This is a genomic window from Streptomyces sp. SX-6 (genome assembly GCF_059089585.1).
Window position 1 is genome coordinate 195,616 of sequence record NZ_JBTHHU010000007.1, and the last position, 21,152, is coordinate 216,767.

At 69.2% G+C, this 21,152-nt stretch carries 17 protein-coding genes; 7 read left to right on the forward strand and 10 right to left on the reverse strand.

Features of this window, described 5'->3' with window-relative positions; translation table 11 throughout:
* Nucleotides 1-159 precede the first annotated feature (159 nt).
* Complete coding sequence (locus ACV530_RS11215) at nucleotides 160-1,962, forward strand: sugar-binding protein (RefSeq protein WP_494332205.1); 1,803 nt, start codon at nucleotides 160-162, stop codon at nucleotides 1,960-1,962.
* Nucleotides 1,963-2,111: 149 nt separating this feature from the next.
* Complete coding sequence (locus ACV530_RS11220) at nucleotides 2,112-4,085, forward strand: serine/threonine-protein kinase (protein ID WP_494332206.1); 1,974 nt, start codon at nucleotides 2,112-2,114, stop codon at nucleotides 4,083-4,085.
* A gap of 12 nt (nucleotides 4,086-4,097) precedes the next feature.
* On the opposite strand, the gene ACV530_RS11225 is transcribed toward ACV530_RS11220, so the two are convergent.
* The 5 genes from ACV530_RS11225 to ACV530_RS11245 all read right to left on the reverse strand — a co-directional run bounded on the left by ACV530_RS11225 (nucleotide 4,098) and on the right by ACV530_RS11245 (nucleotide 11,996).
* Nucleotides 4,098-4,865, reverse strand: coding sequence for an SDR family NAD(P)-dependent oxidoreductase (locus ACV530_RS11225; RefSeq protein WP_494332207.1), 768 nt, complete (start codon nucleotides 4,863-4,865; stop codon nucleotides 4,098-4,100).
* Entirely contained in the window at nucleotides 4,862-6,088 is a 1,227-nt protein-coding gene (locus tag ACV530_RS11230; protein WP_494332208.1) for a kynureninase, read from the reverse strand. The genes ACV530_RS11225 and ACV530_RS11230 overlap by 4 nt, the downstream gene beginning before the upstream one ends.
* Entirely contained in the window at nucleotides 6,085-6,975 is an 891-nt protein-coding gene (locus ACV530_RS11235; protein ID WP_494332209.1) for a tryptophan 2,3-dioxygenase, read from the reverse strand. Before ACV530_RS11235 ends, ACV530_RS11230 begins: the two co-directional genes overlap by 4 nt.
* Nucleotides 6,972-7,574 (reverse strand): DUF6875 domain-containing protein, encoded by a 603-nt coding sequence (locus ACV530_RS11240; protein ID WP_494332210.1) that lies wholly within the window; start codon nucleotides 7,572-7,574, stop codon nucleotides 6,972-6,974. Before ACV530_RS11240 ends, ACV530_RS11235 begins: the two co-directional genes overlap by 4 nt.
* A gap of 312 nt (nucleotides 7,575-7,886) precedes the next feature.
* Nucleotides 7,887-11,996 carry an SGNH/GDSL hydrolase family protein gene (locus ACV530_RS11245; protein ID WP_494332211.1) on the reverse strand — a complete coding sequence of 1,370 codons (4,110 nt, stop codon included), beginning with the start codon at nucleotides 11,994-11,996 and terminating at the stop codon, nucleotides 7,887-7,889.
* Between the two features lie 637 nt (nucleotides 11,997-12,633).
* Between ACV530_RS11245 and ACV530_RS11250 the strand changes: the two genes are divergently transcribed.
* The 3 genes from ACV530_RS11250 (at nucleotide 12,634) to ACV530_RS11260 (ending at nucleotide 15,625) form a co-directional block, all read left to right on the forward strand.
* Nucleotides 12,634-13,143 (forward strand): hypothetical protein, encoded by a 510-nt coding sequence (locus ACV530_RS11250; RefSeq protein WP_494332212.1) that lies wholly within the window; start codon nucleotides 12,634-12,636, stop codon nucleotides 13,141-13,143.
* Between the two features lie 170 nt (nucleotides 13,144-13,313).
* Nucleotides 13,314-14,111, forward strand: coding sequence for a hypothetical protein (locus ACV530_RS11255; protein ID WP_494332213.1), 798 nt, complete (start codon nucleotides 13,314-13,316; stop codon nucleotides 14,109-14,111).
* 116 nt (nucleotides 14,112-14,227) lie between these two features.
* On the forward strand, nucleotides 14,228-15,625 hold the full coding sequence (locus tag ACV530_RS11260; RefSeq protein ID WP_494332214.1) for a helix-turn-helix domain-containing protein: 1,398 nt from the start codon (nucleotides 14,228-14,230) through the stop codon (nucleotides 15,623-15,625).
* A gap of 44 nt (nucleotides 15,626-15,669) precedes the next feature.
* Here ACV530_RS11260 and ACV530_RS11265 read toward each other — a convergent pair whose 3' ends face one another.
* From ACV530_RS11265 to ACV530_RS11275, 3 genes are all read right to left on the reverse strand, one after another.
* On the reverse strand, nucleotides 15,670-15,939 hold the full coding sequence (locus ACV530_RS11265; protein ID WP_494332215.1) for a hypothetical protein: 270 nt from the start codon (nucleotides 15,937-15,939) through the stop codon (nucleotides 15,670-15,672).
* 221 nt (nucleotides 15,940-16,160) lie between these two features.
* On the reverse strand, nucleotides 16,161-16,400 hold the full coding sequence (locus ACV530_RS11270; protein WP_494332216.1) for a DUF397 domain-containing protein: 240 nt from the start codon (nucleotides 16,398-16,400) through the stop codon (nucleotides 16,161-16,163).
* Nucleotides 16,397-17,251 carry a helix-turn-helix domain-containing protein gene (locus ACV530_RS11275; protein ID WP_494332217.1) on the reverse strand — a complete coding sequence of 285 codons (855 nt, stop codon included), beginning with the start codon at nucleotides 17,249-17,251 and terminating at the stop codon, nucleotides 16,397-16,399. The genes ACV530_RS11270 and ACV530_RS11275 overlap by 4 nt, the downstream gene beginning before the upstream one ends.
* Before the next feature lie 170 nt (nucleotides 17,252-17,421).
* Here ACV530_RS11275 and ACV530_RS11280 point away from each other — a divergent pair, with 170 nt between their 5' ends.
* Nucleotides 17,422-17,952, forward strand: a complete 531-nt coding sequence (locus ACV530_RS11280; protein ID WP_494332218.1) for an ATP-binding protein — start codon at nucleotides 17,422-17,424, stop codon at nucleotides 17,950-17,952.
* A gap of 231 nt (nucleotides 17,953-18,183) precedes the next feature.
* Here ACV530_RS11280 and ACV530_RS11285 read toward each other — a convergent pair whose 3' ends face one another.
* Nucleotides 18,184-18,681 carry an NUDIX domain-containing protein gene (locus ACV530_RS11285; protein ID WP_494332219.1) on the reverse strand — a complete coding sequence of 166 codons (498 nt, stop codon included), beginning with the start codon at nucleotides 18,679-18,681 and terminating at the stop codon, nucleotides 18,184-18,186.
* A 263-nt stretch (nucleotides 18,682-18,944) separates the two neighbouring features.
* Between ACV530_RS11285 and ACV530_RS11290 the strand changes: the two genes are divergently transcribed.
* Nucleotides 18,945-19,967: an SIS domain-containing protein gene (locus ACV530_RS11290; RefSeq protein WP_494332220.1), complete on the forward strand. Its 1,023-nt coding sequence runs from the start codon at nucleotides 18,945-18,947 to the stop codon at nucleotides 19,965-19,967.
* On the opposite strand, the gene ACV530_RS11295 is transcribed toward ACV530_RS11290, so the two are convergent.
* Nucleotides 19,951-21,084 carry a hypothetical protein gene (locus ACV530_RS11295; RefSeq protein WP_494332221.1) on the reverse strand — a complete coding sequence of 378 codons (1,134 nt, stop codon included), beginning with the start codon at nucleotides 21,082-21,084 and terminating at the stop codon, nucleotides 19,951-19,953. The genes ACV530_RS11290 and ACV530_RS11295 overlap by 17 nt on opposite strands.
* Nucleotides 21,085-21,152 lie beyond the last annotated feature (68 nt).

Sequence of the window (21,152 nt, forward strand, 5' to 3'; positions counted from 1 at the left end):
GCGCGATGAACGAACAGTTGTCGTGGGCGTGTGTCAGTGATCCGTGGGACGATCGTCTTCCGAAGCTGAAGCAATCCCCCATTCCGAAGCCGAAGGCCGTAGCCGAAGCCGAAGGCCATGGCCCCAGCCGCAAGTCGCGCAAGGAGAGGACCGGTTGTCGTGACTCTGCTCCAGCACCGACGTGCCCTGCTGACCCTGTGCGCCGCGGCCGGACTGATCGGGAGCGCACTCGTCGTCCCCGCATCCGGCGCACCGCGCACCGCGGACCCCGCCCACACCGACGTCCTGTTCATCGGGGCCCACCCCGATGACGAGTACCAGTCCCTCGCCACCTTCGGGCAGTGGAAGGAGCGGCGCGGGCTCAGCACGGGCGTCGTCACCATCACCCGCGGCGAGGGCGGCGGCAATGCCGTGGGCCCCGAAGAAGGCGCCCCCCTCGGGATGATCCGCGAGGGGGAGGAGCGCGCCGCCGTCCGGCACGCCGGCATCCGTAACGTCTTCTACCTCGACAAGCCGGACTTCTGGTACACGCTGTCGGCCCCGCTGACCGCGAGCATCTGGAACAAGGCCCCGCGACAGCCGCGGACGGACGCCCTGTCGCGGCTCGTCCGCCTGATCCGGGCGACGACCCCGGCCACGGTCGTCACCATGGACCCGCGCCCGTTCCACCAGCACGGCGGCCACCAGGAGGCCGCGCGCCTCGCCGTCGAGGCGTTCCGCCTGGCCGCCGACCCGAAGGCATTCCCCGAGCAGATCACCAAGGAGAAGTACAAACCCTGGAGACCCTCCGGACTCCTCGCGCAGAACTGGGACTTCAAGGGCCCCGTCGGACCGCGGTGCACCGCGCACCCGGCCGAGGATCCGCACACCGGTCTGCCTGTCATCGGCGTCTGGCCTGGCACCCGCTCCCGGGCCAACGGCCACACGTGGGCCCAGAACGAACGGGACGCGGCCCGCGTCTACCGCACGCAGGGCTTCGGTTCGCTCCCGCCCCGCGTCACCACACCGCCCCGGCGGATGCCCTGCGAATGGTTCACCGTCCTCGGCAGAAACGGCAGACCGGTGACCGCCCCGGTGCGCGAACAGTCCGGCCTGCGCCCCGTGTACGCCGAATTCCGTGACTGGACACGCCGGATGGCCATGCCGTGGCTGGCCAATGACGCCCAGCCCGCCTACCCGCCGCGCCCCTCCGTCACCGTCCCCGAGGTCGCCAAGGCCCCCGTCGTCGACGGCACGGCGGAGCCCGGCGAATACCCCGGCCCGAAGCTGCGGCTGAAGCAGTGGGAGGGCAAGTCCTGCACGCCGCAGGACTGTTCGGCGGTGGTCCGGGTCTCCCGCCACGGCGACGACCTGTATGTCCTCGTCGAGGTGACCGACGACAAGAAGGGTGCCGCACTGGACGCCCGGACGGACTGCAAGCGCCACTGGCGCACCGACTCCGTCGAGATCGACCTCGACCCGCAGGGGCGCTCCGACGACACCTCGACCACGTTCAAGACCGGCATACTGCCCTACACCGCGCACCACGGCGGCCCCTGCGCCGAGCGCGACGCCGACAACCGCCAGGGCCCTGCCCGCCGTACGGCGCCGGGCATGGTCGTCGCCTCCAAGGTCACCGCACCGTACCGGGGTTACACGATCGAGGTGAGGATTCCGCTCCGTGACCTGCCCGCGGCGGCCGACCCGGAGCGGATGACGGCGAACTTCCTTGTCTACGACTCCGACACACAGGACAAGACCGGCAAGTCCCGCCTCGCCTGGTCCCCGTACGGCAGTGCCCAGGCCGACCCGTACGTGTGGGGCACCCTTCGCCTGGCCGGGTACACCCCGCCGTCCGGGCGCCCGGTCCGGCCCGCGGAGATACCGCGGGAGGCGGCGCGCAGCAAGGACTCGCCGGCCTCGGTGGCGCAGGCACGCCGCACCGGTGTGCCCCTCGCCGCGGGCCCCCGCGTTCCGCGCTGACGGCGGCATCACGCTTTACAGTGTGCCCTTGGACGACAAGCCCTCCCCGGGGCGCCGCCGCTCCCGTCGGCCTACAAGCCGCGCAGGCGGGCCGTCATACTGGAAGGGGCCGGGGGAGGGCTGCGAATCGACGGGGGCGGCGGCGCGGGATGGCGGAGACCAGGCTGATCCAGGGCCGGTACCAGCTGCTCGACCGGATCGGGCGGGGCGGCATGGGCGAGGTGTGGCGTGCGCGCGACGAATCGCTCGGCCGCCATGTCGCCGTCAAGTGCCTCAAGCCGCTGGGTCCCCGGCACGAACCGTCCTATCTGCGCGTGTTGCGCGAGCGGTTCCGCCGCGAGGCACGCGTCGCCGCCTCCCTCCAGCACCGCGGCATCACCGTCGTGCACGACTTCGGCGAGTCCGACGGCGTGCTGTATCTGGTGATGGAACTGCTCGACGGCCGCAACCTCAGTCAGCTCCTGGAGGACAACAAGGCCCACCCGCTGCCCGTCCCCGACGTGATCGACATCGCCGAACAGGTCGGCGCCGCCCTCGCCTACACCCACCGGCAGGGCATCGTGCACCGCGACCTCAAGCCCGCCAACATCATGCGGCTCACCGATGGCACCGTGAAGATATGCGATTTCGGCATAGCGCGCCTCGGGCACGACATCGGCTTCACCGCCCGGCTCACCGGCTCCGGCATCGCGATGGGCACCCCCCATTACATGTCGCCCGAGCAGATCGGCGCGGGCAGCGTCGACCACCGCAGCGACCTGTACTCGCTGGGCTGCGTGCTCTACGAAATCGCCACCGGCGCGCCGCCGTTCGACATGGACGACGCGTGGGCCGTCCTCGTCGGCCACCGCGACACCACGCCGCGACCCCTGCGCGACCTGCGGCCCGAACTCCCCGAGCCCTTCGAGCGCGTGGTCCTCGACCTGCTCGCCAAGGACCCCGGGGACCGCCCCGAGGACGCCGCTGACCTCGTACGGCGCGTGACCGAGGCATGCGACGGGGCACGCCCCGCCGACTCCGGTGTGCCGAGGCCCCGTTCGGGACAGCGTGAGCCCGCCCGCAACGCCGAACCGCCCCGGCTGCCCGGCTGGGCCCGGAACATGACCACCGGCTCCAAGGCGGTCGGCACCGTCACCCCCACCCCCGTGCCGGACCCCACCACCGCCCTCACCGGCACCTGGACCGCCACCCCCGACGCGGCCGGCGCCGAACGCCCGCCACCCCCCGCGGTCCTCGCCGAACTCGCCGCGCGGCACAGCGAGGGACTGCGGCTCGGCCGCGAGGGCCGCTGGGCGGACGCGAGCGAGGCGCACCTGGCCGTCGTCGCCGAACGTGAACAACTCCTCGGCGCCGACCACCCCGACACCCTCGCCAGCCGCTACGAGGTCGCCTTCACGCTCAGCCGCCTGGGCCGCCCCGACGAGGCCCTGCGCGAATTCGCCCGCACCGCCGCGGGCCGGTCCCGCGCACTCGGCCCCGACCACGCGGACACCCTCGCCGCCCGCCAGGAAACCGCGTACGTGCTCGGGCAGTTGGGCCGCCACTTCGAGGCCCGCGAGGTGTACGCCGCCGTGCTCGCCGCCCGGGAGCGCACCATGGGCCCCGAGCACCCCGACACCCTCGCCGCCCGCTACGAGGCGGGCATCTGCCTCGGCCGGCTGGGCCGCAGCGCGGACGCGCTGGAGCTCTACCGCGCCCTGATCGAGGACCGCACACGGGCCCAGGGGCCGGCCCACCCCGACACGCTGCGCGCCCGGCACGGCCTCGGCGTCAACCTCGGCCGTCTCGGCCGCTGGGAGGAGGCCCTCGCCGAGGCCCGCGACGTGTGCGCGATCCGCGCCCGCGTGCTGGGCGCCGACCACCCGGACACCCTTGTCAGCCGCCGCGAGGTCGCGGTCGGCCTCGGCTGGCTCGGCCGCTGGCCGGACGCCCTCACCGTCTACCGCGACGTCGCCCAGGCCCGCCAGCGCGTCCTCGGCGCGGACCACCCCGACGCGCTCGCCAGCCGCAACGACGAGGCGCACTGCCTGGAGCAACTCGGCCGCGCCGCCGAGGCGGTGGAGCTCTACCGCCAGGTGGCGGCACTCCGCCAGACCCGGGCGACCCGCGAGCGCCCGGTCTGACCCCCGTCGCGCTCAGTGCAGATACGAGCCCCCGTTCAGATGCAGCACCGCACCGGTCGCGAACTCGGCCTGGGGAGACGCGAACCACGCGACGGCGGAGGCGATCTCGTCCGGGTCGGCGACCCGCCCCAGCGGATGCTGGGCGAGCACCGCCCGGGCGGCCTCGGGGTCGTCGAGGAGCTCCGTCGTCAGATCGGTGCGCGTGAAGCCGACCGCAAGCGCGGCAACGGCGATGCGGTGCGGCCCCAGGGCCACCGCCAGCGACTGGGCCAGCGCGTGCAGGCCCGCCTTGCTCGCCCCGTACGCGGGCACGTCCGGCTCGCCCCGGTACGCGCCGCGCGACCCCACCATGATGATCCGGCCGCCAGCCGGCCCCTCGGGCCGGTGCAGCAGATGATCCACCGTGCACCAGGCGGCGTTGGCGGCGGCGAGCAGATTGACGTCGAGGTGGCGGCGCCACAGCTCCTGCCACTCGGCGTAGGAGGTGGTGGCAATGGGGTGCTCCACATACATACCGGAGTTGTTGACCAGGACGTCCAGGCCGCCCAGCCCGTCGACCGCCTCGCCCACGACCCGCGCCACCACGTCGGGGTCGGCGAGATCGCCGGTCACCGTCATGTGCCCTTTCCCGGGCAGCCGTTCGACCACCGCCTTGCCCGCCGCTGTATCGGCGCGGCAGTGCACCGCCACCGCCGCCCCCTGCGCCGCGAGGGCCTCCGCCGCTGCGGCACCGATGCCGGTCCCCCTCGACGCACCGGTGACCAGCGCCCGCTGCCTCATACGCTTCCTCCCTCGTACGCGTCCACGACCCGGCACATACGCCGCACCGCCTCGTACACCTCCGTGAAGCGCGTGGACAGCGGCACCGGCGCGATACGCAGCCGGTCGGGCTGCGAAGGATCGACGAAGACCCCCGCCTCGGCGAACAGCGGCACCAACTCCCGTGCACTGCGGTGCTCGTACGTCACATGCGCCCCGCGCCGCTCCGGCTCGGCCGGCCCGGCCAGCCGGAAGCCGCGCGGCACCAGCTCCACCTCGGCCAGCTCCTGGAGGAACCCGGTCAGCGCCAGGCTCTTGGCCCGCACCCGCTCCATGCCCGCTTCTGCGAGCACATCCAGCCCACCGCCCGCCGCGACGATCGACAGTACCGGCGGGGTGCCGGTCAGAAAGCGCCGTATGGTCGGGTCCGGATCGTAATCGGGCAGCATCGACAGCTGCTCACGATGCCCGTACCAGCCCTGGACGGGCTGGGTGGTCAGGGACTGCAACTCCCGCCGCACGTACAGCAGCGCGGGCGCACCGGGGCCCGCCAGCATGTGCTTGTACGTCGAGCCGACCGCCAAGTCCGCGCCGCTCGCCCCGAGTTCGATCGGCACGGCGCCCACGGCATGGCTGAGATCCCACAGCATCAGCGCGCCCGCCTCGTGCACCAGCGCGGTGACCGCCGCCATGTCCAGCAGCGCCCCCGAACGCGGTGACACCAGGGACAGGCAGACCACCGCCACGCTGTCGTCCAGCGCCGCCCGCAGTACCTCCGGATCGAGCCCGAGGTCGATGTCGGTGTGCACGGTGCGCAGTTCGCCGCCCGCGTCGGCGGCGACCCCGGCTATTACATAGCGGTCGGTGGGGAAGTTGTCGTCGTCCACCACCACGGTCGTACGGCCCGGACGCGCCCGCAGCGCCGCGACGGCCAACTTGTAGAGATTGACACTGGTGCAGTCGCTGACGACTACCTCGCCCGGCTCCGCACCGAGCAGCACCTCGGCGATCCGGTCGCCCATCCGCTGCGGCAGATCCAGCCACTGCATACGGGCCTGCGCGAGCCGGTCGCCCCACTGGCCGCGTACCGTCTCGTCCAGCAGCGCGGGCGTTGCCGCCGGCAGCCGCCCCAGCGAACTCCCGTTGAGGAACAGCGCGCCCTCGGGCACCGGGTGGAACCGCTCAGGGAAACCGGACAGCGGATCCTTGGCATCGAGCAGCCGAGCCTCTTCCAGCGTGGTCACAACAGCCCCCTCGCGGTCCACAACTCCGGAAAGAAACGGTGCTCGTTCACCCTGCGCAGCCACGCCACACCCCGGGTCCCGCCCGTACCCGGCTTGTTCCCGATGATCCGCTCCACGGTCAGCAGATGCACCGACCGCCAGCGGCACATCCCCTCGGCGACATCCATCAGCGCCTCCGCCAGCAGGAACACCGGATCCTCCGGCCCAGCCGCCGCCGCACGGTAGACCTCCGCCCACGCCCGCTCCACCTGCTCGTCGGGCTCGTACGGCTGGGAGAAGTCCCGCTCCAGCAGGGCGGGTGGGATGTCCGCACCACGCCGCGCCAGCAGCGCGATCGCGGCGTCGTAGACACTGGGGGAGTGCAGCGCCCGCTGCACCGACTCATGCACATGCGGAACCCCGCGGTGCGGGCGGGCCAGCTCGGGGGTCTTGTTGCCCAGCACGAACTCGACCATGCGGTACATGTACGACTGGAAGCCGGACGCCTGCCCCAAGTGGTCGCGGAAGGCGTTGAATTCGGTGGGCGCCAGCGTGCCGAGCACATCCCAGCAGGACACCAACAGATCCACCACCCGCCGGGAGCGCTTCAGCGCCCACACGGCTTCCGGGACGCGGTCTTCGTCCAACAGCCCCCGGATACGCACCATTTCCTCGTACACGAGCTTGAACAGCAGCTCCTTGACCTGCCCCAGCACATAGAACGTCAGCTCCGACGGGGCCCCCGAGCGAGGATGCTGGAGATTCAGCAGGACGTCGATGCTCTGGTAATCGATGTACGGGGTGCTGTCGCCCGTGAAGTCGACGACAGGGGTTCCTCCGGTGACCGCCGAGATCGCGGCACGCTCGGCATCACTGCTGACTCCCAGATCCGGTGGTGTGCGGCTCACAGAACTCCTTCGTCTCCCCATGCTTGCTCCGCCCGCGCGAAGATCTGCGCGAACAGCGGATCGGGCATCGTGCCGCTTTGATACCGCGCCCCGTACCGCGCGCGATAGGCCGCGAACCATCGCGGGTCGGTGTTCAGGAACATCACGTCGTGAAAGGCCATGCGCCGCAGCGCGAACATCGGCACGGGCGACCGCGACACCGGGAACTCCTCATTGCGGGCTGCCCGTTCATCGCACTCCGCATGGAACTGCCCCAGCATCATGCCGCGCCACGCCAGCTCGGTCTTCACTCGCGCTTGCGCCGTGTCCAGCACCCCGAACCGGTCCGGCCCGATCCCGCGCACCACCACGACCAGCGCGTGCAGTGTGCGGTTGCGTCCTTTCCAGGCCATGGCGTCGAACGTCACCGTCATCCGGCGGACGAGCTCCACCATGCCGCTCACGTCGATGTCCGGCTCGACGTCCCACTCCCGCAGCTCCAGCGTTCCGGCTTTCATGGACGGCTCCACGAAAGGGCACACCGGTCCGCTTCTGCCGATGCGTTCATGCGGCATGGCCAGATAGCCGCCGATCCATTCGCGCGCGATTTCCGCCGACACCGTGCCGACTCCCCCCGTTTCGGCCCAACTCCCCAGCCGGGGAGCGGGCATGGTCAGAGTCGCTCCAAGGGGGCGGGACGGGGGAGGCGCTTCCGCGCCGAATGGGCGCGGTCAATTTGCCGTCACCTGCTGTGCTTTGCCGCGGGGAGAATCTTGCGGTGCGGTGCATGGTGATACGTGGTTATGCCACTGACAAGGCGCTTCGTGGCTGGGCGCCGGTTTGCCGATGATGGCCGACAACTACCTTGCGCTTGCATAAAAGTTCCGGGGCAGCCCTCGGAAGGGCTGCCCCGGAATGCCTGCTGGTGATCGTTACTGGTTCATGCCCTGCAAGGTCTTCTCAAGGGAGTTCGCGTACAGGCGTGCTCCCCCGATCTTCGGGTGGAACGACTGGGCCGACAGGCCAATGGTCAGCCAGGACGGCTTCGGTTCGTCGGACCTCGTGAGATCTTTGACGATGCCGTGTATCTGCTCCGGGTCGCCGCACACGGCCTTGCCCGCAAAGTCATCTGTCGGGTCGGAGAACGTCACCTGAGCGCCCTCCTTGTTCGCGTCATCGGCCGCACCCTTCATGGCCGCCACCAATGTGGGGGCGACGTTGTTGAGCCAGGCGGCGGACGACTCGGACAGGCCGATGCCGGGCAGGCCGGGGATGCCCTTATTCAGGCAGGAGCCATTGTTGGAGAACAGTGCCGGATATCCCATGAGGACGATCTTCGCTTGCGGAGCCCTGTCATGGATCTCCAGCAGGGTCTTCTTGATGTCCGGACGGACGAGCTCGTTGATGATTCCCGGCACGGCTGTTTCCAGTGACGCGCCGTAGAACTTCATGTCCCGGTTTCCGATGAACTGCCGGTCATCATCCCGAATTTTTGCGTAAGAGTCCTTCTCCAGCTTATCGAATGTCTTGTCCTTGCAGTTGCCGTCGCCGATCGACAGCAAGCACTTCTGAACAATGAGGGCAAATCGGGCGTCGTTGCCGCCGATGGAGATCGTGACCAGAGTCGTGTTGGCGTCCAGGTACCCCTTGTCCATTTGGGGCATCTCACCGCCGTCGTCCTCGCTCACACCGCCATGCACCACGTTGTAGGTGCGGGCACCTGAGCATGCGATCAGGTGGTAGTCCATGTCCGGATCCTCTGCGTCCTCAAGGTCACCGATGGACTTCGATGCCCCTGGCAGCGTTGCCTGGCGCGACCACGCGTAGCGGGACCGGTGGCAGGCGTCACGCTCGTACGGAGCGTTCTTGTCGCGGTAGTTGGTCTCCGGGTAGTAGTCCCGGTCGCCTTCGGATGCGCCCTCACCGGAGGAGAACGAGTCGCCCATCGCGACGATCATGTTCTTCGGCTTGCCCGACAGCGGCTGGAACGCGACCGTGCTCCAGGCGATGTCCTCGTCGGCCGTACCGTCATAGGTGTAGTTCGACAACGCCACCTTCGGCTGCCCGGTGAAGTGGAACACGCCCAGGCTCACCCAGCGTCCGGCACGCTGTTGCACATTCCGGTTGGGGCTCGTGCTGTCTGTGTTGAGGACGTTGTACATCGCCGCCCTCGTCTGTGCGCCGGTGTCGGGCACCTGCACCAGGACACGGGCCCAGTCGAGATTGTGGTTGAGGGTCCAGATGCCGGTGATGGTCATCGGGCCGTCGTTGCCGCCGCCATGGGCCGCATCGCGTGTATGCCCGTACCAGAAGTGTCCGTCGTATCCGCCGCCGATCGAGTGCAAGTCCTCCTTGCCCACGTAGTACTTCTGGTTCTCGGTGTGATGCCCGACGTCAGACGGGGCGACGCCGTTGAAGCGGAACTCGAAGCTTCCTGCCGAGTTCGTCTTGCCGCAGTCGGACCACGTCTCCGTCCCGTCCGGTACCGAGGCCACGACCTGCGTGCCCGAGGGGGCGCCGGTGCACACCGGGGTGCCGGTCTGTAGCCGATGGCCGCGTCCGGGCTCCGGGATCAGCGTTTTGTACTTGAGGGCCTCGTACCCGCATGTGTTGGCGCAGTCGGACTTCCATGTCACGTTGGGCTGATTCCACCAGTACTGCTTGTAGCAGTCCTCGTTGGTGCATTGCGGCGGGGTGTTCGGATCGCACCCGTTCGTGGTGTTGCAGAATGCGTCCAGCGGCGGGGAGGCCTGGCTTTTGAGAAGGTCGCTGGTCCACCACGCGGGCTGGAAGCCGGCCGAGGAGAACCCCTTGTCGCCCGGCCAGTCCTGACGGCCGTCGGTGCCGTAGGAGAAGCCGGTGTCGATGGACCAGGAGGCCCAGCCCACCACCTTCTCCTCGTACGGCCAGTCCTGCGGATGGGCGGCGTCCTTGTTGGCTTCCGATCCGTCCACGGCGGTGTCCATGAACGGGTGGCCCCAGCTCTTCTTGTAGAGCGGGTTGGCCGGGTTGTTGTACCAGCCCAGCCCCCAGTGTCCGGCGTTCTTGTCCGCTGCGGAGGGCGGGTTGAAGCCGAGGTTGTAGTTCCACACCGCGGTGAACCAGTTCTCGACCTTGGACGGATCGTCGTTGTTGACGGTGATCTTCTGTCCGTCGGTGTGAACTTCGTTCCACTTGTCGGCGAGGATCTTCATCGAGGCGGCGACGTTCGTGGCGTAGTCGATCGCGACAGCCTTCTGCAGACCCGGGGACAGGGCGGTCTCCTTGTTCCCGTTGCTGTCCACCTTCTCGTGACCGGCCAGGCGCATGCCGTCGGTGACCTGTCCGACGCCGTACCCGCAGTCGGACTTGTCCCAGTGGATCTGCCAGTAGGAGTCCGGGGTGTCCTTGACGGCTTTACGGCCGTAGTAGCCGTCCATCGCGGCGAGCGGGTTGCCCATCTGGCCGGGGATCGAACCGCCTTCGGCCTGCCACAGGTTGGACTCCTGCGCCATGATGCCGAGCATCACGTTCGCCGGGATGCGTCCGCCGCCGTTCAGCGTCGGCGGCGGGAACAGGCCCTGCGGGTCGATCGTGCCCAGGCCGGCCTGGCTGCGGTAGCCGCCCTGCCGCAGGTACTGGGCGTGCAGCTGACCGCGGACGGCCATGTCGACGGCCCACTCGACCTGGTTCGGCGTCGGCTGCAACGCCTGCGCGCTCATGTCGTTGCGGGAGATGGCACAGACGCGGTCGGGGTCGGTCGGGTCCGTCGACGCATCGGTGTCGTCCGCAGCCGCAAGCGACCGCGAGGAGGCCGGCTTGCTCTCGCGGGCGGGGATGGCGGGGGAGGGGTTCTTCCCGCCCGGCGCCGTCGTCTCCGCGACCGTCTGGGTGAGCTTCTTTCCGGTGGTGGTGGCCATGCTGGTGACCGTCACCGGTTCGGTACTGGCCTTGGTTTCCGGGGATTGTGCGGAGCGGCGCTGCGGGTTGGGCTCCGACTTGGTGAAGCCCTTGCCCGCGTCCTTGATATGGGCCAGTCCGGCACGGACGCCGGGGGTGAGGACGGGGTCGACAGCCAGGCGCCCCTGGGTGGATATGTCCTTGTCGGCAGGGGCGTTGATGCGGGTGACGCCGGTGCCTGCCGTCTTCGGGGTGCCCTTGGGGTTGCCGGTGAGGAACACCCGGCCCTGGTCGCCCTGCATCAGGTCGAGGTCGCCGAGCTTCCCGGAGGCGACCACGGCCGGCTTGCCCTGCCCGTGCCACACCTTCGCCTGCGCGGTCTTGGTGTCCTTGCGGTCGACGAAGCCGATCTTCCCGCCCTGCGCGGGCCGGATGTCGAACGGGACACTGTCGCCGGTGGCGAGGTTCTTCACCTTGCCGGAGTGGTCGATGTGGACCAGGCTGCGGCCGCTCGCGGCCACGGCCCCGTCCTCGACCGGCACGGCACTGGTGAGCTCACCCTTCACGGCCGCCTGGTCCAGGGACTTCCCGGACGTGTCGACGGTCACCACACGGGACTGCGTCTTGCGCGGGTCGTTCATGTCCCGGAACGCGGTGAACGCGGCCGTGTGCGTCTGCGTGTTGCAGGACGGGTCGAAGTAGGCGAGGGACGCGGTGAACGGCAGCTTGTTCACCGCACCGGTCCTGACGTCGACGATCGCGGCGAACGCGCCGCCCTGCATCAGGTCCGGCTTGTTCGTGAAGGCGCGCGGCGCGTACACGGCCGCGACGTGATCCGGGTCCATGACGCACTGGTTGCCGATCCACGTGTCCGCGGACATACCGGGCTCGGCGAGAACGGCGGCGGTCTTCCACGCGTACGCGTTGCTGCTGTCGGCGACCAGGATCTTCAGCCCGCCGGTGTCGGCGGCAGCGGTGACGGCACGGTCCTTGCTGGACTTCCAGTCCTTGCCGAGATTGCTGTCCGGATTCGTGACGCGCCCGGACGGGGCCGGTGCGCCGTTGCTGTTGCCGGGTTTCGGCTTCGTGTCCGCGAAGGCGGGTACGGCCTGCAGCAGTCCGCCGACCATGGCGGCACAGGCCACAACAGCGGCCAATGGCACGCGTGTTCTTCGTCTTGATCTCAAGAGAGTTTCCTGTTTCTCGTTGAGCGGTCTCCCGTGCCTGTGTCCGGGCACGGCTCGGACCGCCTCGTCCCGAAGGGCAGGCGGGGGCTTGGTGGTTCAGTCAATGGCGCCGAGGTGAACGCACCGGGCTGTGGCAGGCCCCCACCGGCCACAGCCCGACGCGGATGCAGCTGCCAGGGACGCGACTCTTCGATGTTTTGCGCAAGGGTGGTCCCTTCGGATGTGATCGCGGGGGCTGACCGGCGGCGTCCCCATGCGCCGCCTTCCTGCCGCCCGTGGGGGCCCGAATCAACTCTCCTTGTGGGAGCGCTGGTTGGGTGCGAGCACTTCCTTGGTCAACCGCTGATCGAAAACTTATGGCAACCGTATGGCGGTACATAGGTTCCATGTGCACAGTGAAACGACGATTCTGGTGTGCCGGTGCACAGTGAGCACGGTGGTGTGCGGACGCTCACTGTGCACCGGCGCACCGGGAACACCGTTTCACTGTGCAGATGAACCCTGGGTACTGCCGAGCTGTTGTCGTAGCTTCCTGGTCAGCGGTTGCGTGGCTCGTGCCCCTCGCCGGCAACCGGTCTCTTCTCTCGACTCCCTTGACCAAGGACAAATACGCATGCCCATTTCTACTGCCAAGCGCCGTAACCGCGTTCGCGCGGCCGCGGTCACCGGAATTCTCGCTGCCGCCACATTGGGTACCGTCGGCAACGCCGGCGCCGAAGGGAACCCCACCGGCAGGACCGATTACGACTACAGCACGTACCAGAACCCCGAGAGATGCGCTGACCAGTCGGAGGAGTTCCGCTTCCGGTTCTACTTCAACTCCAACTACGGCGGGGCCTGGACCAACATCGGCCATCCCATACCCAACCTGTCCGTGCTCCGCATCGGCGGCAGCGGTGGCGGAGAGGTACCCCTGACCTACTGCGACAAGGGCAAGGGCGCGGGCCAGGTCGTGGGGAACAACTCCGCATCGGCCTACAACTGGTACCGCGGCTACTGCGCCACCGTGTTCTACCACTCCTACTACCGGGGCGACGCCAACGACCGTATCTACCCCAACAACGGCATGAACCTCTCTGCCACGTACAACAACAACAAGTCCATCGACTTCGACGCCTGCTGACGACGGCACCGGTACCCACCATGCGACAAAGCCACCGCAGAGCCCTGTCGGCCACCGCGGCCCTGATCCTGTCCGCCCTGGCCGGCTGCTCTGGCACGTACCACCGGCCTGCGGTGGCTCCTGTCCCTTCTTTCCCTACGGCGGATCCCTCGACCTGGACCCTGCCGCTGATGCGCTACCAGCCCACCCCGGCCCAGGCGCGCACGATCAGACAAGCCCGGGAAAGCCTCACGCGGCAATGCGCTCTCCGCTACGGGGTCACCCTCGCCCCTGAGACCGAACTGCCGCCGCTGGGGCCGAAGAACATCATGGACTGGCGCTACGGCATCCACGACCGCGCCCTCACCACCCGCCGCGGCTACCAGCTCGACGACGCCCAGCAGGCCCGCTACGACGCCGCGTTGCGCGCACAAACCAAACGCCCACGGCCCTCCCAGGACACCCCCGTCGTCGTATCCGGCACGCACTTGCCCCCCGACGTGCTCGCCGCCAGCAGCCCCCAAGCCCGGAAGGGCATCGTCGCCGGCAAGTCCGTACCCGACGGCGGTTGCAGCGGTGAGGCCCAGCGCACCCTGGGCACCGCCACCCAGGGCACGTCCCCGCTCGCGGCCCGGCTTATGACGGCTTCCTATTCCCAGTCCGTGAAAGAGCCCGACGTCAAGCGCGTCTTCGCCCAGTGGTCCTCCTGCATGAGCGAGCGCGGCTTCCACTACAACGCGCCCATGGACGCCAACGACGACCCCGCGTTCCACCCCAGTCCCAAGGGCATCTCCCGCAAGGAGATCGCCACCGCCGTCGCCGACCTCGACTGCCGCGAAACCCACCACGTCGCCGAGGCCTGGCACACCGCCGAAGCCCGTCTCCAGAATCAGGCCGTCACCCAGCACACGACCGCCCTCGCCGACGACCGCCGCGCTCTCGACCGCACCCTCGCCACTGCCCGGCAGATCGTGGAAGACGGGAGGTGATCTTGGTCCTGATACCGCTGTACCCTTTGTCGCCGGGGGGCGGCATGTACATGCAGGCGAGTGTCGGCAGCGGGAGAACATCCCACCGCGCACAGCGGGCCGAGGACGTGTTGGCCATGCAGCGCGCGGCTCGCAAGGACGGCACCCGGTCGCTGCTGCGCTGGCTGGCCGACCGGACGGGCGCCTGGGTCCAACTGACCGACGGATCGCCGCCCGACGGCTTGGACGGCGAGGCAGCGGAACTCGTCCTTCGCGGGGTGCAAGAGCTCTCCTCCCGAAGCCTGCGTTCCATGGCCATCGACGGCGAGAGCCACACCGCGCTGCTCTTCCCTCTGGACGGCCCGCGCGGAGTCCGCGCACCCGTTCTCGCCGCGGTCACCTCTCGCCCGGCGTCGGCCCACCTGCCCACGCTGCTCGCCGACGCCGCGTCCGCCCTGAGCCTGTGCTGGCAGGCCGAGCATGCCGAACGGCTGCGTCAGCGGCTCGAACTCGCCGAGTCCCACAACCGCGAGGCCGTACTGCACCTGCTGATGAACGGTCACCTCACGGCCGCCCACCAGGTCGCCGAGGTGCTGCGCCCGCCACTGCCCTCGGTGATCCGCTTCTATGTGGTCGAATGCGCGTTTCGCGTGCGCAGCGACATCGCGGCCCGCTGCACCGAGCTGGCCGAAGGCGCCTGGATCGTCCCGTGCCCGGTCTACGCCGACCACATCCTGGTGGTCGCACCCGCCGACGCTCCGGCGCTGGAAGAGGCCTTTGCCGCGCTGTCGGACGACTGCCTGGCAGGCGCGAGCGAGGAACTGCCACTGCGTGACACGGCCACCGGTTACGCGCAGGCGTTCCACGCCCTTGCCGCGGCCCGCAACGAGCCCGGTCGTCACGCGAAGTTCGCCTCCCGGCCGGATCTGGCGCTCGCCGCCGGGCCGGTCGCGGCAACCTGGGCGAGGGGTGTGCTGGCACCCCTGCGCGCCTACTCGGCGAAACGTCCCCAGGACCCCGACAGCGGCGAGCTCCTGGCCACGGCCGTCTCCTGGCTGACCTTCTCCTCACAGGCGACCGAGCACCTGAAGATCCACCGGAACACGCTGTCCGCTCGTCTCAAACGCATCGAAGAGTTGCTGAACCTGGACCTCGACCGCCTGGCCGACCAGTCCCTCCTGGCCCTCGCCGTCCGCGCAGGGGCGATGCCTTCCGACAGCCGGGATGCCGGGACCGTCCACTCACTGGACGAACTCCTGACGCGACCGGCTGCGGTGTCATGGGCCCGTCGGCAGCTCGGCCCGATCCTGGCGAGACCTTCCTCGGACGAACTCGGCCGGACACTGACCACCTATCTGTGCAACGACGGCCGCCTCGGCCCGACCGCCACGGCGCTCTCCCTCTCGACCACCGCCACGCGCAAACGCCTCGCACGCATCGAGGCACTCCTCGAGCGGTCGTTGCTCCGCTCTCCCAGCGTGCGTTACGACTTGTGGCTGGCGCGACGCGTCATGACTCTCACGGAAGGCGCGTAAGCAGCCAACGTCGGCACCTTCAATCCTCATGAACTGGTATCCGATCAGCGGCACTGCGTTGCCCACTGCGCGGAAACCCTGCGCCACTGCTGTGTGTTGGACTTGTGGGTGTCCAGCCAATGCTTGAGCGAGCTGCAGGGTGAGGCCGGAGCGTTGGGGCGCGCGGTGGCGGCCGGAGCCGCCTTGGGTACGGCCGGCGCGGCAGCGGCCTGGGTCACCGCACCGGCTGAAGTCAGCAGAAGGGGCGCGATGACCGCGGTGACAACCGCCCGACGCCGGTGGGATCGACGCTTGAGATCAACGGAATTCGACATGGCCCGCCTCCTTTACGCGCGGGAACGGCACCGGCAACCACGTCGACCGCGCCATCCCGGGCGAACGGCTACCTCGATTTCAGGCTCGCGCCACGGTGACCGGCTGTCAACGCCCCCTCTGCATCCGTCCGGCGCCCTCCACGATCCCGCTGGTCAGCGCGGCGAACGCGGTACGCGGCCGGTTCGGGTTTCACTGTCTGCCCGGTAGCTATAACAGTTGGTTACGTGCTGGCTTGGGTCAGCACGCCGTCGTCCCCGCTATGGATGCTCAGCGTGTCGATTGCGTGCACGAAGTGGCGCCATGCGATGGCTTCGAAGAGGAGGGTGGTGCGGCGTCGGGAGTCCTTGGTATCGCGGACGGCGTGGCGGCCGTGGGGGAGCGAGGCGTGCTCGAGGCAGTTGTTGTTGCCGCCGCTGTAGCTGCTCGTGTGCCACTGGGGATCCTGTTGCGCGGATATCATGAGCCGTTTTCCTCGATGAGCCTACGGATGAACTGCCGTGAGTCGGTGGGCGAGAGCGCAGCGGCTGTCAGCTCTTCCCACGCATGGGTGTACGCGTGTACGTCGGGCTGCTGTTCCAGCAACGTACCACCGGTCAGATGTTCCAACCACGCGACGTCGATGGATGATTCGCCGCGAAAGGTGAAGAGGCTGAACGGTCCGAACTGGTCGAACGAGAGCCTTGCTTTGAGCGGCAGCACTTGGACGGTGACATTGGGGCGACGCCCGACCTCGGTAAGATGCCGTAGCTGCTCGGTAGCCAGTGATCGGGAGCCCATGATGCGGTGAAGGGCGGGCTCATCGATGACCGTTCGCACCCTGAACCCCAAGTGATCGTCCAGTAGTTCCTTGCGCTTGAGTCGCGCTTCGAGGAGTGTCTCGACTCGGTCTTCGGGCGCCACGGCGGTGAACAACGTCCGCATGTACGCCTCGGTTTGCAGGATTCCCGGAATGAGCGTCGGTTCGTAAACGCGGACGAGTCCCGAGTCGGCTTCCAGCGTCAGGTAGTCGCGCAGCGCGTCGTAGAGCAGAGGCCCCTGTGACGTCCACCAGTCAACCTTGTATACGTCCAGGGCCAGTCGCCTCAGGCGTTGACGGTACTTGTCGTCCGTCACCCCGTACAGATCAAGGAGAGCCACCAAGTCGTTCGGCTTGATGCCGCGGTTGCCGATCTCGATCTGGGAGATCCTGGGCTGGCCGCAGCCCAGTCGGCGCGCCACCTCCGAGATGGTCAACTCCTTCGCCGTCCGGAGCCGTCGCAACTCGCTGCCGATCCGCTTGCTGCGCATGGTGGGCATGCTCCTTTGATCCATGCGTGCATGATGGCCCACTCGCTTCCGGCCCAGCGGCGGCATATGCCAATCCCTTCCGGTGATGTATCACGTTGACGGGAATACTTGCCCAACCGACTGTCGTGGGTCCAGTATCGGCGTCGTCACGCACCGCATGTGGTCCGTGACCGGCCCGCACCGCTGGAGGGGACATGGGGATCGATCAACGCCTCGCGATGGAACTGGAGCTGGAGCCATCCGAGCTGTGGATAATCCGCCGTATCACCCGCTCCCATCTGGCCCGCTGGGGCTGGCCGGAGACAGAGGATGCCCTGACGGTCGTCAACGAGCTGCTGACCAACGTCGTGGACCACGTCCCCGCCGCACGGTGCTCGCTGTTCATGGAGCGCGACGGTGATCACCTACGTGTCCGGGTGGGCGACGACTCCCCGGTGATGCCGGAACGGCGAGCTCCCGACGCCGACCAGCCAACAGGACGCGGCCTCGCCCTGGTTGACGCGCTCGCCCGCAGCGGCTGGGAGGCGAAGCCCACCGCGTCCGGCGGCAAGGAGGTCCACTGCGTGCTCCGCGCCCCGCAGGCTCCGCAGTCGAAGAGGCCTGCGCGGTGCGAGACATGCCCGGACATCAAGCTGCGGTACTACCGGGCCGCACTCGCCGGAGACCGGGACGCCGCCGAGGGGTGGATCGTCGCCATGGGGCGCCATCAGCGGGAGGCGCACTGATCGCGGAGCCGCGACCGGCGCAAGGCAAACCACTTGCCGCGCCTCAACCGCCCCGGGCACCGCTCCCGTTCCCGCCGTGAAGGGGCGACTGGCGAGTCGGGTACCGCTTTCCGCACGAGAACTGCCCTCAGCCGTGAGGAAAGCCGTACCCGACTCGCCGTTCAGCATCCGGGCCGGGCCCACCCCCGCGCAGCGCAGCGGTGAGGTCCACCAGGCGCAGCCCGGCCGCGCCTACGGGATGTCTGCCAGGTGCCCCGCTTCGCGCAGGTAGGGGCACCGTTCGCCCCGCAGTACGTCGGTGGCGATGGCCAGGACACGGGCCTGATGCGGACGCACCAGCGGCGCCCACTCCTCTGCGGTGAGCATGCGCCAGGCGTCGTGCTCGTCGGACAGCTTCACCTCGACCGTACTGGAGTCGACGAGCGGGCCCTTGAAGAGAGTGAAGACCTCGGGAATGCCCTCGGGGTGCAGGCCCCAGTCAACGGCCAGCAGTTCAGGCTGGTCCGGCATGACCAGGCCGGTTTCCTCGTAGGTCTCGCGCACAGCTGTCTGCCACAGATCCTCGCCTTCGTCGTGGCCGCCACCGGGCAGCTGCCACCTGTCGTTCCAGGAGGTGTGCAGCAGCATGATCCGCTGCTCGGCGTCGTGGATCAGGGATGCGGCGCAGCCGAGGATCCGCGCGCGGCGGGCGAGCCATTCGGCTCGGGGAAGCTGCGGGTGCTTGGTCAACTGGCTGTCCCTCCATGCTGTCAGGTTGAGCCCAGCGTTCAACGGGTCACCAGTCGGAAGGTCACGACGGCGACCACCTGCGGGTCCGCGCGGGTGACCGGCGAGTCGGGTACCGCTTTCCCCACGAGAACTGGCCTCAGTCGCGCGGAAAGCGGTACCCGGTTCGCCGTTCGGCATCCGGGCCGGGTCCGCCCCGCTCCGTCCGTGTCGGTGGACGGGCGCCGTCAGGCGTAGCCTGGCCGCCTTTGACGAGGGGAGCGTTCGTGGCCACCAAACCATCTCGACTCCGGCCCGTAGCCGAGGGGTTCAGTGCTGTTGTCGCATGCGCGGTCGGCCAGGGGGAGGCGATCCGGGACTTTGTGCGCGAGGCCGTCGGGGCGGGCGTGCGCAATGTCTTCCTGGTCGGCTGCGGAGGGGCGCTGGCCGGGGCGTATCCGGCGCATTTCCTGTTGGAGACCAGGGCGCCGCAACCGGTCTTCCTGCTGAACAGCGCCGAGTTCGTCCTCCGGTGTCCCGCGACACTGGGCGCGGATTCCCTGGTGGTGGTCGTCTCGCATACGGGGGCCACCGCGGAGAGCGTTGCGGCCGCGCAGATGGCCCGCGGGGCCGGGGCCCGTGTCATGGCCGTTACCCGCAGCGCGGGCAGCGCTCTGGCAGCGACGGCCGACCTCGCCTGCGTGTATCGCAGCCGCGACATCGTCGTGGAGCCCCGGCAGGTCCTGCTGGGCCGGTTCGCCCACGCGCTGCTGGAGGCGGTCGGAGCCGAGGGCGACTTCGCCACGCTTCCCGATGTGTACGCGGCGCTGCCCGGGACTCTGCTCTCAGTGCTGCGGGAGACCGAGGACCTCAACCGTTCCATCGCCACAGCGTTGGGCGACGAGGCCGTCACCTATGTACTGGCGGCTGGTCCCAACTACGGCAGCGGGTATGCCCTGGCGATGTGCTCGTTGATGGAACGGCAGTGGAGACACGCGACTTGTGTCCATGCAGGGGAGTTTTTCCACGGCGCATGCGAAATGCTCACGCCTGCACAGGGTGCCGTCCTGCTGCTGGGCGAGGACGGTACCCGGCCGATGGCCGAACGTGCGCAGGCGTTCCTGAGGGAACACACGACGAAGGCCTACTGCATCGACAGCCGCGAGCTGAGCCTGCCGGGCGTGCCACGGCATCTGCGCGGTGAGTTCGGTCCCCTCGCCTCCGTCACCAGCCGGCTCGCCCGGCATTTCGAAGCCGTACGGAACCAGGCTGTGGCCGGGCACCGCTATATGGTCAAGCCCCCTTGCTGACACCGTCCTTGAGGCCCGCTGTCTCGGTGAGCCGGGTGAGGAGGGCCGTGTTCTCCTCCGCATGATGTCCGAGGGTGAGGGTGTGCCGGGGCAACCCGGCGAGGAGAGCGAGAGCGGGGCCGACGGTCGCTTGCTGGTCGGGCAGAAGACGGAAGATGTCGGGGTAGCGGGCTTCGGTGGTGCCGGTGAAGAAGTCGTCCTCGCCGATCCGGCGGTCCTCGTGGGTCTCGGCCGCGGTGGCGTCGGGGCCGGTACGGGGGAACAACAGGCGGGTGGCCCGTCCCTCGGTGGCCAGCGCGAGGCCGAGCCAGTCGGCGAGCTGGTCGGGGAAGAACTGCGGCTTGAGCTCCCGCCCGTTGTCGTTCCACAAGGGTGTGCGGCGGCCTGCCGCGAGGGCGTCGGTGACCAGCTGGTTCTGGGTCGGGTGCAGGCGTTCGCCGCGGAGGGTGTGCTCGCGTACGGGGGCGTACAGGCCGAGGGCGTCCAGCAGCCCCAGGCCGACGGCGGCGGCCGAGGGCCAGGGCAGGACCCGTACGGTGTCGCCGTCGGGCCGGACGAAGACCCGGTCGTTGGCCAACAGCCGCCATCCGCGGCGCGCGAGCAGGAGGGCACAGGTGGTCTTGCCCGCGCCGTGGCTGCCCAGCACCAGAACGGTCCGGTCGCCGTGGACGACGGCCGACGCGCGCAGGATCGACCAGCCGTCCCGCAGCAGCCGGCCGCGCACGACCTCGCGGGCGAGGCGGGCGGCGGCCAGGGCCACGGACTGCTCGTCGCACCCCACGATGCGGATGTGACCGGGCCGCACCCGGTAGCCGAGCCGGTCGCCGGGCTGAACGGCGGTGACCGTGCCGTCACCGTCACTCTCGTGCAGCGTCGGGGCGTTGGCGTACGTGGTCTGCCGGTGCGCACGTGAGGCCAGGTGCCGTACGTACTCGTCGAACCGGCCCTCGTCCACGTCGGCGACGACCAAGGGCCCGGAGAACGGGTCGACGGCCGCGGCCGCCTGCCACCACCGGCCGAGGTAGCGCAACGCCCAGTCGGTCACGGTGCGGGTGTCGCTGACCACGGTCACGGCGCGGTCGGCGGCGGCGATACGGGTCGCATGACAAGCCACCACGGAACCTCCCTCACGGCGGCTCCCCATTGTGGGCGTCTCTCGCGTGTTCCGGCATGGGTGCGAATCGG